This window comes from Candidatus Pseudothioglobus singularis PS1 (assembly GCF_001281385.1).
GTDB lineage: Bacteria > Pseudomonadota > Gammaproteobacteria > PS1 > Pseudothioglobaceae > Pseudothioglobus > Pseudothioglobus singularis.
Genome location: NZ_CP006911.1, coordinates 17,637 through 32,422, shown reverse-complemented (window position 1 = coordinate 32,422; position 14,786 = coordinate 17,637). Strand labels below are relative to the sequence as shown.

Annotated in this window: 13 protein-coding genes; all 13 read left to right on the top strand. The window is 40.1% G+C overall.

Translation table 11 applies throughout. The annotated features are described in order from the left end of the window. Positions 1-11: 11 nt before the first annotated feature. The 13 genes from ychF to W908_RS00085 all read left to right on the top strand — a co-directional run bounded on the left by ychF (position 12) and on the right by W908_RS00085 (position 14,710). Positions 12-1,103 (top strand): redox-regulated ATPase YchF, encoded by a 1,092-nt coding sequence (gene ychF / locus W908_RS00145; RefSeq protein ID WP_053819459.1) that lies wholly within the window; start codon positions 12-14, stop codon positions 1,101-1,103. Between the two features lie 12 nt (positions 1,104-1,115). Then, entirely contained in the window at positions 1,116-2,642 is a 1,527-nt protein-coding gene (gpmI, locus tag W908_RS00140) for a 2,3-bisphosphoglycerate-independent phosphoglycerate mutase (RefSeq protein WP_053820764.1), read from the top strand. Between the two features lie 11 nt (positions 2,643-2,653). Beyond that, complete coding sequence (rpe, locus tag W908_RS00135) at positions 2,654-3,328, top strand: ribulose-phosphate 3-epimerase (protein WP_020023711.1); 675 nt, start codon at positions 2,654-2,656, stop codon at positions 3,326-3,328. A 111-nt stretch (positions 3,329-3,439) separates the two neighbouring features. After that, positions 3,440-4,741 carry an O-acetylhomoserine aminocarboxypropyltransferase/cysteine synthase family protein gene (locus W908_RS00130; protein WP_053819458.1) on the top strand — a complete coding sequence of 434 codons (1,302 nt, stop codon included), beginning with the start codon at positions 3,440-3,442 and terminating at the stop codon, positions 4,739-4,741. Then, on the top strand, positions 4,741-5,532 hold the full coding sequence (locus W908_RS00125) for an alpha/beta fold hydrolase (protein WP_053819457.1): 792 nt from the start codon (positions 4,741-4,743) through the stop codon (positions 5,530-5,532). Before W908_RS00130 ends, W908_RS00125 begins: the two co-directional genes overlap by 1 nt. Beyond that, the gene (locus W908_RS00120; RefSeq protein ID WP_053819456.1) at positions 5,529-7,823 is read left to right on the top strand and encodes a 3-hydroxyacyl-CoA dehydrogenase/enoyl-CoA hydratase family protein; all 2,295 of its coding nucleotides are present in this window, start codon (positions 5,529-5,531) and stop codon (positions 7,821-7,823) included. Before W908_RS00125 ends, W908_RS00120 begins: the two co-directional genes overlap by 4 nt. An 11-nt stretch (positions 7,824-7,834) precedes the next feature. Further along, a complete protein-coding gene (locus tag W908_RS00115; protein ID WP_053819455.1) occupies positions 7,835-9,448 on the top strand; it encodes a long-chain-fatty-acid--CoA ligase in 1,614 nt (537 codons plus the stop codon). Then, positions 9,448-11,202, top strand: coding sequence for an acyl-CoA dehydrogenase family protein (locus W908_RS00110; RefSeq protein WP_053819454.1), 1,755 nt, complete (start codon positions 9,448-9,450; stop codon positions 11,200-11,202). Before W908_RS00115 ends, W908_RS00110 begins: the two co-directional genes overlap by 1 nt. Positions 11,203-11,277: 75 nt before the next feature. Continuing rightward, entirely contained in the window at positions 11,278-11,829 is a 552-nt protein-coding gene (locus W908_RS00105; protein ID WP_053819453.1) for a ZrgA family zinc uptake protein, read from the top strand. Positions 11,830-11,840: 11 nt separating this feature from the next. Next, positions 11,841-12,500 (top strand): ATP-binding cassette domain-containing protein, encoded by a 660-nt coding sequence (locus W908_RS00100; protein ID WP_020023718.1) that lies wholly within the window; start codon positions 11,841-11,843, stop codon positions 12,498-12,500. Further along, a complete protein-coding gene (locus W908_RS00095) occupies positions 12,493-13,740 on the top strand; it encodes an ABC transporter permease (RefSeq protein WP_020026560.1) in 1,248 nt (415 codons plus the stop codon). Before W908_RS00100 ends, W908_RS00095 begins: the two co-directional genes overlap by 8 nt. Next, positions 13,741-14,301, top strand: coding sequence for a DUF3299 domain-containing protein (locus W908_RS00090; RefSeq protein ID WP_053819452.1), 561 nt, complete (start codon positions 13,741-13,743; stop codon positions 14,299-14,301). Next, complete coding sequence (locus W908_RS00085; RefSeq protein WP_020023721.1) at positions 14,294-14,710, top strand: Fur family transcriptional regulator; 417 nt, start codon at positions 14,294-14,296, stop codon at positions 14,708-14,710. The genes W908_RS00090 and W908_RS00085 overlap by 8 nt, the downstream gene beginning before the upstream one ends. Positions 14,711-14,786: the final 76 nt, after the last annotated feature.

Genomic DNA, 14,786 nt, shown 5'->3' with positions numbered 1-14,786 from the left:
GGAGAAAGATAATGGGTTTTAAATGTGGCATTGTTGGATTGCCAAATGTTGGAAAGTCGACGCTATTTAATGCCCTGACTAAAGCTGGAATAGACTCAGAAAACTATCCTTTTTGTACAATTGAGCCCAATATTGGAATCGTTCCAGTAAATGACTCCCGATTACAAAGCCTTGCAAACATTGTAAGCCCTGAAAAAATCCTGCCAACAACTATGGAATTTGTTGACATAGCTGGACTTGTTGAAGGCGCATCAAAAGGAGAGGGCTTGGGGAACCAATTTCTCTCAAATATTCGTGAGACAGATGCCATTCTTCATGTTGTAAGGTGTTTTGAAAATGACGATATTATCCATGTTTCAGGAAAAGTCAACCCACTTGATGACATAGAAACGATTAATACAGAACTTGCTTTAGCAGACCTTTTTAGCGTTGAAAAAGCTTACCAAAAGGCTATAAAAAATACCAAAGCTGGTCAAAAAGAAGGCTTACCTTTAAAAAACCTGCTTGAAAAAATTCTGCCAATACTTGAAGAGGGTTTAGCTGTTAGATCACTAGATCTCAATGAAGATGAAGACAAGCTTGCAAAAGGACTTCAGCTTCTCACGTTCAAACCTGTCCTGTATGTTGCTAATGTCAATGAGGATGGATTTGAAAATAATGCACATCTAACAGCTTTGACTAATTATGCGTCCAAAGAGAGAAGCCAAGTTGTATCGGTGTGTGCAGATATTGAGGCTGAAATTGCAGAACTTGAAGAGGAAGACAAACAAGGTTTTTTAGACGAAATGGGACAGACTGAGTCTGGACTCGATCGCTTAATCAAAGCGGGCTATAAGCTCCTTGGACTGCACACATATTTTACAGCTGGGCCCAAAGAAGTTAGGGCCTGGACAATTAATATTGGAGATTCTGCGCCAGCGGCCGCAGGTAAAATACATGGAGACTTTGAAAAGGGCTTTATTCGCGCTGAAACAATCTCTTACAATGACTTTATAGAAAATCAGGGCGAAAAAGGAGCTAAAGACGCTGGCAAGTTACGCTCTGAAGGAAAAGAATATGTTGTTAAAGATGGAGATGTTGTTCACTTCTTATTTAATGTTTAAGTGTCCTCACAAATGAAAAATACAAAATTACTTCTAATTCTTGACGGATGGGGCTATTCAAGTAATTCTGCAAATAATGCTATTGCTCTAGCAAAAACGCCAAACTGGGATCTCTTTATAAAAAACTATCCTAATACACTTATTGGAACTTCCGGAGAAAGCGTTGGTCTGCCTATAGGTCAAATGGGAAACTCTGAAGTAGGTCACCTAACAATTGGATCTGGAAGAATTATTGAACAAGACTTTACTAGAATTGACAATGACATCGACTCTGGTGAATTTTTTAACAATAAAACTCTTTGTAAAGCTCTAGAGCTGGCGTCTCAAAACAATAAAGCTGTCCACATTCTTGGCTTATTATCGGATGGCGGCGTTCACTCTCATCAAAATCATATTTTTGCAGCACTTGAGCTTGCCAAACAAAAAAACTGTAACCAAGTTTATTTTCATGTCTTTACCGATGGTCGTGATACCCCGCCAAACAGCGCCTCAAAATATATCGAACAACTAGAATCTAAAATTTCAGAAACAAATGTTGGAAGAATCGTCTCAGTAGTTGGCCGCTTTTATGCAATGGATAGAGATAACAGATGGGAGAGGGTTGCTCAGGCTTATGATTTAATTTCTGGAGAGAAGGCTGAGCGCTCTTCAGAGAGCGCAATAGAGGCCATTCAACAGGCATATAAATTAGGTGAAAATGATGAGTTTATAGCTCCAACATCAATTGGTGAGGCCGTTAAAATCAATCAAGATGACCTTGTAATCTTTATGAATTACCGAGCAGACAGAGCAAGAGAAATAACGCTTGCTCTTACCTCTAGAGCATTTGATGAGTTTAGCCGAAAACATTTTGTGAAGTGCAATTTTATTTGTCTAACAGAATATAAAAAAGACCTTAATCTAGAGTGTGCTTATCCGCCAATTTCAGTTAAAAATACCCTTGGTGACTGTGTCTCTAGCTCTGGATTCAATCAACTAAGGATTGCTGAAACAGAAAAATATGCTCATGTTACTTTTTTCTTTAATGGTGGCGAGGAAGAAATCCTGCCTGGAGAAGATAGAAGGCTCATTCAATCGCCCAATGTCAAAACATATGACCTTCAGCCAGAAATGAGCGTATATGAGCTTACCGATAATCTTATTTCTGCGCTAGAAGAAAACAAATATAAGCTAATTGTATGTAACTTTGCCAATACTGATATGGTTGGCCATACTGGTAATCTAGATGCTGCTATTAAAGCTGTAGAAGCGGTTGACAATTGTCTCGGCAAAATATACAAAGTGGCCTCAGAGAATGCTACTGAGATTTTGATCACTGCTGACCATGGAAATGCAGAGCAGATGGTTGACTCTAATACTCAGAAGAGCCATACTGCTCACACCACAAATCCAGTGCCATTAATTTATATTGGAAAAAAGAAAGCCTCACTACTGGGGCCACATCTTGGTACACTTGCAGACTTGGCACCAACACTTTTAGCCCTCATGGACATTAAACAACCCGCTGAGATGTCTGGCCAAAACCTTTTAATTGAGTAACGGAGATAATCATGAAACAAGACAATTTTATTGCGCCTTCAATTCTCTCTGCAGATTTTGCCAAACTTGGCGAAGAGGTTGATAACGTTTTAGTTGCGGGTGCTGATATAGTGCATTTTGATGTGATGGACAATCATTATGTACCCAATCTAACAATTGGCCCTTTAGTTTGTGAAGCGTTAAGAAGCCATGGTGTAACTGCACCAATTGACGTCCATCTCATGGTCAAACCTGTGGACAGAATCATCCCTGACTTTGCTAGTGCTGGCGCCTCGTATATCACCTTTCATCCTGAAGCTTCAGATCATGTTGACCGTACGATTGGCCTGATTAAAGAAAGCGGCTGTAAAGCTGGACTAGTTTTTAATCCAGCCACACCTCTTCACTATCTAGAGCATACAATTGAACAACTCGATATGGTGCTGCTAATGTCCGTTAATCCAGGCTTTGGAGGACAATCTTTTATCCCTCATACTCTAGAAAAATTAAAAGCTGTCAGAAAACTAATTGACTCTCATGGCCTGGCAACAAGGCTTGAGATTGATGGCGGAGTTAAGATTGACAACATTAAAGAAATAGCCTCTGCCGGTGCTGATACATTTGTTGCAGGGTCTGCTATTTTTAATACTGAAAACTACAAAGCGACAATTGATGAAATGCGCTCAGAGCTGGCTTTAGCAAAGTAGCTTTTTATTCGCTTAAAGCTTTCAATTTTCGAAAGTAAATTCGCGTAATTTCAAAACAACTCTACAATTAGTTGTGAGAAAATATTGGTTTGTTTTCTAAAACTATTGCTTATGGGTAAGTCTTCCTTTTTTGGGCCTGAAACTATTTCGCTTCACACTGGGTATCAACCAGACCCTTCGTTTGGTAGTCGCGCCGTCCCGGTTTACCAAACAACATCTTATGTCTTCGAAACTGTAGATGATGCCGCTGCACTCTTTAACATAGAAAAAGGTGGTCACATATATAGCCGTATGACTAATCCAACAGTGGCTGTTTTAGAACAGAGAATTGCTGCACTTGAAGGGGGCGTTGGAGCAATCTGTACGGCTTCTGGAATGAGCGCCCTGTTTGTAACATTTGTAAGCTTATGTTCAGCTGGTGATCATATTGTAAGCGCCTCACAAATTTATGGGTCAACAGCGACCCTTCTTAAACACACACTTAAACGGTTTAACATTGATTGCACTTTTGTTTCTATTAATGATGAAAAAGCTCTTAAATCTGCCATTCAAGAAAATACAAAACTTATTTTTTGTGAATCGATTGGCAACCCTGGGCTTGAGGTTTCAGATCTTCCAAAAATTTCAAAAATAGCTCATCAAAATAGCTTGCCGCTCATAGTTGATGCAACTTTTTCAACGCCTATCCTTTGTAAACCTTTTGATCATGGCGTTGATGTTGTAGTTCACTCTGTGACTAAGTGGATGGGGGGTCATGGTGTTGCCGTTGGAGGAGTCATTGTTGATGGCGGAGCTTTTGACTGGGGCTCCTCTAAGAAACACCCTGTCCTCACTACTCCATACGAGCCATTTCATGGAATAAACTTCTGGGAGGAGTTTGGACCGTCAGCTCTTTCAATGAAAATTAGAGCTGAGTCTATGCGTGACTTTGGCCCTGCAATGAGTCCTCATAGTGCGTTCTTACTTCTCCAAGGAATTGAAACCCTTAGTCTGCGAATGAATCAACATGTAAAAAATGCGCTAAAACTTGCAAAATGGCTTCTTGAGCAATCCGCAGTTATGTGGGTTAATCATCCTGACTTGCCCGAAAATCCTACCTATGAAATTGCAAAAGCACTTTTCCCTAATGGTGCTGGATCAATGCTATGCTTCGGTGTTAAAGGAGGAAGAGAGGGTGGAGCAGCATTCATTAATGCTCTTAAATTATCTTCAAATTTAGCAAATGTTGGTGATTCTAGAACTTTGGTTTTGCATCCAGCTAGCACAACTCACTCTCGCCTTGATGATGAAGCGATGAAGGCTTCAGGCACTAGTCCTGACTTAATTCGAGTTTCAGTTGGAATAGAGTCTGTTTCAGATATTATTAATGATTTTAAAATCGGCCTTAAGGCAGTAGAAAAGACAACTTCATAATGAACATTGTTGTTGAGGGAGTAAATATATTTGCAGCAACTGGAGGATGTGCTTTTGACCCAAAAAAACCGACAGTGGTTTTTGTTCATGGAAGTGGGCTAGATCATAGATCATGGGCTCTTCAGTCAAGATGGTTTGCCTTTCATGGTTACTCAGTATTTGCGCCTGACTTTCCAGGTCACAGCCTGTCAGAAGGAGAGCCCCTAAAGTCAATAGAGAGCATGGGTAAATGGCTTGTGAAAGCTATCAATCATTCTGGTGCAGAATCTGTACATCTTGTAGGTCACTCTCAGGGCTTTCTTGTTGCTTTAGAAGCTGCAACGTTACTGGGAGAAAAGATAAAATCCCTAACAGCAGTTGCTAGCGCCTCGGCAATTCCTGTTAACGAGTCTCTAGTCGAAACTGCCAAAAAAAATACGGAAGAAGCTGCTGAGATGCTTTTGAAATGGGGCTTTGGATCTCTATCTCATTCAGGCAGTAGTGCCATTCCTGGAATGCAGCCGATAGGTATTGGACGACAAATCATGTCAAAGAATCCATTAGCTGAAGACCTCTTGGCTTGCAATAACTACAAAAATGGAGCTAACTGTGCAAAAGCAATTAAAGTGCCCTCAAATGTAATTCTGGCAACTGAAGATAAAAATACTCCTTACAAATTTGGACTAGAGTTAGCAGAGCTGCTGGGTGCAAAGACAACAACCATTTCTGGTGCTGGACATATGCTCCCTATAGAGTCGCCAAAGAGTACTTTAGATGCTATTAAAACATTCATTTTAAAAACAAGCTCATGAATAAAATTAAAAAAGTTGGCGTCATTGGCGCCGGAACAATGGGGGCTGGTATTGCTGGCCAAGTAGCAAACGCTGGCATAGAGGTGTGGCTTCTTGATCTTCCTTCTGATAGCGATAATGTTAACAGCTTGGCGGAGAGAGGCCTTCAAAGGCTCAAAGACCCAGATATGCCAGGGATTATGAGCAAAGAGGCCGAACAGCTTATTAATCTTGGAAACACCAGAGATCATTTTGATGAACTCAAAAATTGTGACTGGATTGCTGAAGCTGTTGTAGAAAGGCTTGATATAAAACAAGCGCTCTATCGGCAGCTTAATGAAAGCTGTAAAGACTCTACTATAATCACTTCTAATACCTCTACTATTCCGATTAGTCTTCTGACTGAAGGCATGCCAAAAAGCTTTTGTGAGCGTTTTGCAATTACTCATTTTTTTAATCCAGTTCGCTTCATGAGACTTCTAGAACTAGTTCGAGGTGAGCAAACTAGACAAGACGTTATGGACACACTTGATGTATTTTGTGAAACGATGCTTGGAAAGGGGGTTGTCCCTTGTCTCGATACGCCTGGCTTTCTTGCAAATCGAGTTGGTGTTTTTGCAATTCAGTGCGCCCTTCATAAGGCATTTAAATATAATCTCTCCCCAATAGAAGCGGATGCTTTTTTTGGAAGGCCCCTTGGTTTACCCAAAACTGGAGTATTTGGACTTTATGACTTGATTGGCATCGACCTTATGGCTGATGTTGCAAAAAGCCTGGAAAATATCTTGCCCGAAAACGATGCTTTTCATAAATTCGCATCGCCAATAGAGTTCGTCTCTAACATGATTGCTAATGGCCAAACTGGGAATAAAAATGAACAGGGTTTTTATAAGCAGGCTGGAGATGAAAAAAAGGTTATCGACTTTTTAAGTGGAGACTATGTTGATCATGAGAGACTGAAAACACCTTTGTTGGAAAAGGCGGAAAAAGTTGGTGTAACTGCAATTATCAGCGATGAAAGTAAATACGGCCTCTTCATTTGGGAGGTTCTCTCTGAGACTTTATGCTATGCAGCCTCATTAGTGCCAGAAGTTACTGAAGATCTTGCCCAAATTGATGATGCTATGAAGCTTGGCTATAACTGGGTTAAAGGGCCATTTGAACTTATTGATGAGATAGGTATCGATTACTTGGTCAACAGGCTTAAAAAAAGCGGCAAAGATGTACCTGACTTCCTTTTAAGTAGCTTAAACAATAAGTTTTATAATACTACCAATTCAGTCTTAAGTGTTCTATCTCCATCTGGAAAGCTTAGCCCAATTGTTAGGCCAAAAGGTGTTCTTAGGTTCTCTGAAGCAAGACAAACACTAGTGCCCATCAATGTTAATGAGTCTGCTAGTTGGTTTGAATATGAGGGTGCGGCCATAGTCGAGTTTCATTCAAAAGCAAATGCACTTGACAGTCAAAGCTTAGATATGATTTCTGAAGCAGTTACTTACTCAGAGAAAAAAGGACTTAGAGGTGTAATAGTACACAATGACTTTCAGCATTTTTCTTGTGGTGTTAGCCTTTGGAGTGTTAGAGAATGCTTTGAAAAAAATGATTTCGATGGGCTTGATGCCTTTCTTACCTATTTTCAAAATACAATGCTTCAAATGAGAGACTCGAAACTTCCTGTTATTGCTGCGCCAGTGGGTATGTCTATCGGAGGTGGATTTGAAGTTGTGTTGCATGCTGACCATGTAGTAAGCCACGCCAACTCTGTGATGGGCCTAGTTGAGTCTTTTGTTGGAGTTGTGCCAGCAGGAGGTGGGTGTAAAGAAATGCTTTATCGATGGACTGAAAAATTAAACGATACGCAAAAAGGGGCTTGGAAATCATTTATGAATATAGGCCTGGGTAGAAAAGCTAACTCGCCTCAAGAGGCTGATGCATTAGCTATGCGAAGGGCTGATGATGTATTTCAGATGAATCGTGATCGAATTTTAAATATTGCCCTTTCAAAACTTGACGACACAAAAAAAGCTAGCCAAAGGAGCCCACTTGCCTTATCAGGCGCTGAGCACTTCAAAGAAATGCTAGAATGGCTTGAGGTTAACAACAAAAAAGGAATGCTTACACCGCATGATGTCACTGTTGGAACCGAGATTGGCCGAATAATGTCTGGAGGTGACTGCCCAGCAGGCACTGTTTTTTCTGAACAGGAAATTTTAGATGCTGAGCGCTCTTCTTTTATCACTCTTGCGCAAACTCAAGAAACTCAAGCAAGAATTGTGTCCATGCTAGATAATGGCGTTACTCTAAGAAATTAACAGTTAAGGCTATGAATAAAAATCCTGCTAATTTTGTACCCCTTACTCCTATCTCTTTTTTACATAGAACTGCAGATATCTACGGAGAGCATCAGTCTGTTCTCTATGAAAATAGGTCTTATACCTGGAGAGAATCTAGAGAGAGGTGTGTTCGAATTGCCTCCAGTCTAAATGGTCATGGTGTCATGCCAGGAGACACCGTTTCAGTGCTCGCATTCAATACACCAGAAATGTTTGAGTCACATTTTTCAATTCCTATGGCGGGTGCAATTCTAAACACGATAAATATCAGGCTTGACGCTCCAACTATCGCTTATATTTTTGATGATAGCAATGCAAAAATGCTCTTTGTTGATAGAGAGCTTTATAGTGTTGCCTCAGAGGCACTAGCTATAGCCTCAGTTAGTCCAAAGATAGTTGTAATAAATGATTCTTTTGCCAGCTCACAGCCGGACGTCTCCAGTGAAGCAATAGACTATGAATCTCTTGTTAAAAATGGAGACCCTCTTTATAGCTGGACAATGCCCAGCGATGAGTGGAGCCCGCTCTCACTTAGCTACACCTCTGGAACAACAGGTAAGCCCAAGGGCGTGGTTTATCATCACCGTGGTTCGTATTTAATGAGCATGGGCACTGTTGTTGGCTGGAACCTTCCTAATCATCCTGTTTACTTATATTCTGTTCCATTATTTCATTGCAATGGTTGGGGACATGCCTGGACAATGGCCGCTCTTGCTGGGACCATAGTTTGCCTCAGGTCTTTTGATCCTGAAAAAGTATTTAGTTTGCTTGATGAGCACCGAGTCACTCATTTTGGCGGGGCTCCAATAATGCTTAATATGCTTGCCAACGCCTCTAAAGAGATAAAAAAATCATTTAAAAGAGAAATCAAGGTAATGACTGCTGGCGCCCCGCCTCCCGCGAAAGTTTTAGAAAGCATGATGTCGTTAGGATTTAACGTTATGCATGTCTATGGGCTGACAGAAACATATGGACATATTCTTCAAGCAGCTCCTCAGGCATCATGGCTCAATGAAAGTCCAGCAGAGCTTGCCAAACTAAGCTCCAGGCAGGGTGTTAGGTTTCCGATGACTGAAGATGTTAGTGTAATCGATCAAGAGACTGGTGAGCGCGTTCCTCACAACGGTGAAGCTATTGGTGAAATTGTGATTCGCTGCAATACTTGCATGATGGGCTACTGGAATAATCTTAAAGCCACAGAGGAGGCGTTTGCTAACGGCTGGTTTCATAGTGGTGACTTGGCAGTAATTCATAATGATGGCTATATCCAAATCAAGGATAGGTCAAAAGATATTATCATTTCGGGTGGCGAAAATATTTCCTCAGTAGAGGTCGAAAATGTTCTTTACCAGCACCCCTCAGTTGGAGAGGCTGCAGTTGTTGCAATGTCAGATGAAAAATGGGGAGAAGTGCCCTGTGCTTTTGTCGAGCTTAAGCCCAATGAAGAGGCATCTGAAGACGAGTTAATTGCTTTTTGCAAAGATAACATGGCTAAATTTAAAAGGCCAAAAAAAGTTGTTTTTGGCTCGCTTCCAAAAACTGCAACGGGCAAAATTCAGAAGCACGAATTAAGGGCGGCTATTAAAAAACTAGGAGAAGAGTGATGTCAAACTATACTGCTCCCGTTGAAGATATGGGCTTTGTTTTAAAAGAGGTTGTTGAAATTGAAAAGCTTTGTAATGAAACTGGGCTTGATAGCTCAACAGTTGAAATAATTGATACTGTTTTAGATGCTGCTGGTAAGCTTGCCAAAGAAGAAATAGAGCCCATCAATAAGTCTGGTGACTCAGAAGGCCTAAAGATAGATGACTCAGGAAAAGTCACAACTGCAGCGGGCTTTAAGGAGGCCTACCGACACTTTGTTGAAGGAGGCTGGGGATCACTGCAATTCTCCCCTGAATATGGGGGCCAAGGCGTCCCGTTTGTTGTTGCTGCAAGTGTTCAAGAAATGTGGCATTCTGCTAATATGTCATGGGGCCTATGTCCTCTTCTTACACAAGGAGCAGTTGAGGCTATCACACTCAATGCGACTGAAGATCTCAAACAACGCTACCTTCCAAAACTAATCTCTGGAGAATGGAGCGGCACAATGAACCTTACGGAGGGTGATGCTGGAACTGATGTTGGCTCACTTAAAACGCGTGCAACTCAGAATGGAGAGCACTATTTAATCCGTGGTCAAAAAATTTATATCACCTGGGGTGAGCATGATATGTCTGAAAATATCATTCATTTGGTCTTAGCCCGACTACCAAATGCTCCCGATGGAATTAAAGGCATTTCACTATTTTTAGTGCCAAAAATATTGGTTAATGATGATGGCACTCTTGGAAAGCCAAACGACTTAAAGGCATTGTCAATTGAACATAAAATTGGCATTCATGCATGCCCTACATGTGTCATGAGCTATGGCGAAATAGATGGGGCAGTTGGCTACCTGGTGGGTGAAGAGAATAAAGGAATACAGTGCATGTTCACAATGATGAACAACGCAAGACTTACTGTAGGCCTTCAAGGAGTTTCAATTTCAGAACGCGCATACCAGCAAGCACTTAGTTTTTGCAATGAGCGTGTTCAAGGCGTTGCCCCTGGCTTCAAAGATATTGGCCCTATTATTAGGCATCCAGATGTTCAAAGAATGTTAGCAAATATGAAGTCAATCACACAGGGCTCTCGTGTATTAACATATGCAGCTTGTGCCGAGGTAGACTACTCTTTAAGCAAGCTTCCACTCGAGAACCTAGAAAAACACGAAAGGAGGCTTGGACTGTTGACCCCAATAGTTAAGGGCTGGTGCACAGAGACTGCTCAGGAGGTTGCCTCTTTAAGTCTCCAGTGCCATGGAGGAATGGGCTATGTTGAGGAAACGGGTATTGCTCAAATCCTAAGAGATGCGCGAATTTTGCCAATTTATGAGGGGACAAATGGCATTCAAGCGATGGATCTTGTGGGCAGAAAGATTATTAGTGATGGTGGATTGGGCGCCCGAGAGCTAATTTCAGAGATGAAAGAATGTACTAAAAATCCAGCAATTGCGGAGTTAGTTTCTGTCTCTCAGTTAAAACGCTTTTCAAAATCTATTGATGACCTAGACAGCACTATTACAATTATTCTAAATCACTCAGACAATAAAGAGCTAGTTGGAAAAATTGCCTTTGATACGCTCATGATGGCTGGCACAATTACAGCGTCTTGGCAGATGCTATTAAGTCTTGATAGAGCATCAAATGCCGTGAATAATCATAAATCTTCAGCTGAGTTTTTAAAAGAGAAGGCTGACACTGTAAAGCATTTTATTGACTTTATCTTGCCTCGATATCTCTCGAGCTTTACAACGATATCCGCGAGCGCCGAGTAATTATTAACAACAAAGTTGTTGCAATACTATTGCGTTTACGTTATATTATTCTGTTTTAATCAAGCAGGGACTCATATGTTTAAACTTAGCTTTCTATCTTTACTGTTAGTTTCTTCCTTCGCAAGTGCTGAAGAGGCAAGACGTGCTAACGCGCATGTCCACGGACTAAACAACTTATCAATGGTTATCAGTCAAAACCAAGTTGCTATTACCTATGAAATGCCAATAGTCCAATTATTTGATGAACATGATGAACATGATGAACATGACGAGCATGATGAACATGACGAGCATGATGAACATGATGAACATGACGAGCCAACCTTATCAGATGAATCATTAGCTGAATTTCAAAATTATTCGCAATTATTTGCACTTCCTGAAAGCGCTAATTGTGACTTAGTTTCTTTTGAGTCTGGACTTCATAACGTTTCAACAGAAGGAGACCACAAAGATGTTGAATTAGCCTATGAATTTTCTTGCAATGAGCCAAGCCAATTAAAAAGCATTACAATTAATGCATTTAATCGCTTTAGCGAACTAGAAACTTTAAACTTCGAGGCAGTAATAAATAATAAAGCTATAACAAAAAGCCTAAAATCAGATGTCAATAAAGTAATATTTTAAATGAGGATCTGATGCTAGAAACGCTAGGTCTGGAATACCATTATCAACAAGGTAAAAAAATTGTATTTCCAGACATAGGGCTTAAAAGGGGACAGCGATTATTGATTAGTGGCTTTTCAGGCTGTGGCAAGACTACCCTGCTCAGCCTGATTGCTGGAGCCTTAAAGCTTCAAGCGGGTGATATTAAGTTTGATGGCATTAACTACTCTACAATGTCCTCTCTGCTTTTAGATCAATTTAGGGCTGATCACATTGGCTATATTTTTCAAACGCTAAACCTAATTCCATTTTTAAGTGTTTCAGAAAATATCGCTTTGGGTGTTAGATTCTCTCAATCTAGAAAATCTAAGGTTAGCAACTTAAACCAAGAAGTTGTAAGACTAGTTAGCTCCTTGGGGCTTGAAAGAGAAGCATTAAAAATACCAGTAAGTCGCTTAAGTGTTGGACAGCAGCAACGAGTTGCGGCTGCTAGAGCTTTAATTGGCAAGCCAGATTTAATTCTTGCTGACGAGCCAACATCTGCCCTTGACTCTGACACAACTAAAAAATTTTTAAACGAAGTCATGGAGACTTTCGATTCAAATAAACAAGCAATTATTATGGTAAGTCATGACGCCTCAATTGCACCTTACTTTGACACTGTCATAGATTTTAATAAACACTATGCTTAGTCTTTTACTTAAATCTATGCGCTCAAGAATTATTCCAACATCGCTTGTAACGATATCCTTGATGGCTTCAATGGTTCTGCTTTTAAGCATAGAACGAATTCAACAAGGCACAGAAGAGGGCTTTAATCAAAGCATTTCAGGAGTTGATGCAATTATTGGGCCTAGGTCTAGCTCACTTGAATTAGTTTTATATACTGTTTTTCATCTTGGCCGGCCAACAAACAACATCACAACAAAGACTATCAATGAAGTCAAGCTTAGAAGTGATATAAGCTGGCTAGTTCCAATTGCATTAGGAGATAGCCATAGGGGGTTTAGGGTTGTGGCAACTCAACCAAATTACTTTGAGCACATTAAATACGGAAATAGCCAATCATTGACTTTTATGAATGGAGTGGCATTTTCTGAATTATCAGAGGCAGTCTTAGGATCTGATGTTGCTGAAAGACTTAATTATAAAGTTGGCTCGGAAATTCAAGTCACCCATGGCTCAGTTGAGTCAATAGGTAGCAAGCATGATGACTTTTCATTCACAGTTACTGGGGTTCTTAACAAAACAGGAACTCCAATTGATCAAGCTATTTTTTTAGATCTTAAAGGCTATGAGCTGCTTCACCTTGGATGGATGAGTGGGAAAAAAATATTCAGCCTTGATGATATTGACTTGTCTTCTCTTCCAGCTGATGCTTTAGAACCAAAAACTGTTACAGCTGCATTTGTGGGCCTCAAGTCAAAGATAACTTTATTTAACTTCAGCAAGAGTATTAGAGAATATCCAAAAGAGGCGATATCTGCTGTAATACCTGGAATAGCATTGTCAGAGCTTTGGTCAATTGTTAGACTAGTTGATAAAGGATTTCAGCTTTTAAGTTGGATTATTATTACAATCAGTCTCATTGCAATGGTCACTTTAATTATTGCTAGTTTAGATAACCGTAAACAGGAAATGACAATTTATAGAGCCAATGGGGCATCACCAAAATTTTTAGCCATAATGGTAATATGTGAGTCTCTTGTAATTGGGCTGATAGCAATTATTGGTGCAATTATTCTTGTAACAATTGTCACTTATTTTGCAGCCGCCCAGTTAAACCTGGCTTTGGGCGTTTCACCTTCTTTTAGGTGGATTAGCATAGATGAAATTAAAGTTTTTAGCTTTATTTTATTAGCTGGAGCCTTAAGCAGCTTGATTCCAGCAATCATGGTTTTTAGAAAAAATTTACATCAAACATTAAGCTAAATGATAAAAAAAATAATAATTACCGCTTTACTTTTTTTCTCAATAAGCTCTTATGCCGTAGTTGTAACTGATGAGCAACTGACTACTATAGAAGACAACTGGTTGAGCCTTGAGCCAGCAGATGCTTATGATTTTATTCCTGAAGACTTAACCTATGAAACATATAGCAGCCCTGAATTTCAAGCCAAATTAGAAGCGGCTGGGACAAAGCTTAAAGAATCTTTAGAGGGAGTGGATATTGTCCTTGCTGGCTTCATGGTCCCAGTTGAATATGTTGGGACTTATGTCAGCAAGTTTTTACTTGTTCCAGAGGCTGGTCAATGTATTCACGTACCCCCGCCGCCCTTAAACCAAACAATTCTCGTAGATGTTTCAAGTGAGCCAACAAAATTTCGTGATTTATACATGCCAATAATCGTTTATGGGAGAATATCTGTAGGATCACAAAGCTTTGATATTGCTGATAGTGGATATACTGTTAGCGATGCAATGGTTGATACCTTGTATTTTAGTGAAGACGACGAGGAATATATCTATAACCTTGAGGATGCTCATGATTAGCAAAACCCAGTTAATATCTAGATGCTTAGAGTCGGGAAGAAGTGCTACGCCTCAAAGAATGTCAATAATTGACGAGCTAGGCTCTGCAAGTAAAAATCTATCTGCGTATGAGCTTCGAGACTTGCTAAATGATAAAGGCTATTCATTTAACATTAGTACAATTTATAGAGTCTTAGACTTTTGGATTGATATCGGGGTTGTGCATAAAATGGATTCAAGCAATACTTATCTCGTTTGTAATGATAGTCACACTCACCATTTCCATGTGTTACTTCACTGCACCAGCTGCAAATCCGTACAAGAGTCTTGTCAGCTCTCAGAACAGCTCTCATTGCCTAATAGCAACAAGTTTGCAGTTAATGATTCTCAGGCTGTTGAGATTAATGGTGTCTGCAATAAATGCCAATAAAAGTCATGGGCCTTTATTTGCTTTACTGATCCAATTATGGTTAGTTTTTGGGAAGAAAAGACAAGAATATGATACT

Excerpts from the sequence above, each read along its gene's own strand:
- W908_RS00105 (WP_053819453.1), top strand. The coding sequence starts at position 11,278 with ATGTTTAAACTTAGCTTTCTATCTTTACTGTTAGTTTCTTCCTTCGCA.
- ychF (WP_053819459.1), top strand. The coding sequence starts at position 12 with ATGGGTTTTAAATGTGGCATTGTTGGATTGCCAAATGTTGGAAAGTCG.
- W908_RS00110 (WP_053819454.1), top strand. The coding sequence starts at position 9,448 with ATGTCAAACTATACTGCTCCCGTTGAAGATATGGGCTTTGTTTTAAAA.
- W908_RS00100 (WP_020023718.1), top strand. The coding sequence starts at position 11,841 with ATGCTAGAAACGCTAGGTCTGGAATACCATTATCAACAAGGTAAAAAA.
- W908_RS00120 (WP_053819456.1), top strand. The coding sequence starts at position 5,529 with ATGAATAAAATTAAAAAAGTTGGCGTCATTGGCGCCGGAACAATGGGG.
- W908_RS00085 (WP_020023721.1), top strand. The coding sequence starts at position 14,294 with ATGATTAGCAAAACCCAGTTAATATCTAGATGCTTAGAGTCGGGAAGA.
- rpe (WP_020023711.1), top strand. The coding sequence starts at position 2,654 with ATGAAACAAGACAATTTTATTGCGCCTTCAATTCTCTCTGCAGATTTT.
- W908_RS00115 (WP_053819455.1), top strand. The coding sequence starts at position 7,835 with ATGAATAAAAATCCTGCTAATTTTGTACCCCTTACTCCTATCTCTTTT.
- W908_RS00125 (WP_053819457.1), top strand. The coding sequence starts at position 4,741 with ATGAACATTGTTGTTGAGGGAGTAAATATATTTGCAGCAACTGGAGGA.
- gpmI (WP_053820764.1), top strand. The coding sequence starts at position 1,116 with ATGAAAAATACAAAATTACTTCTAATTCTTGACGGATGGGGCTATTCA.
- W908_RS00130 (WP_053819458.1), top strand. The coding sequence starts at position 3,440 with ATGGGTAAGTCTTCCTTTTTTGGGCCTGAAACTATTTCGCTTCACACT.
- W908_RS00090 (WP_053819452.1), top strand. The coding sequence starts at position 13,741 with ATGATAAAAAAAATAATAATTACCGCTTTACTTTTTTTCTCAATAAGC.
- W908_RS00095 (WP_020026560.1), top strand. The coding sequence starts at position 12,493 with ATGCTTAGTCTTTTACTTAAATCTATGCGCTCAAGAATTATTCCAACA.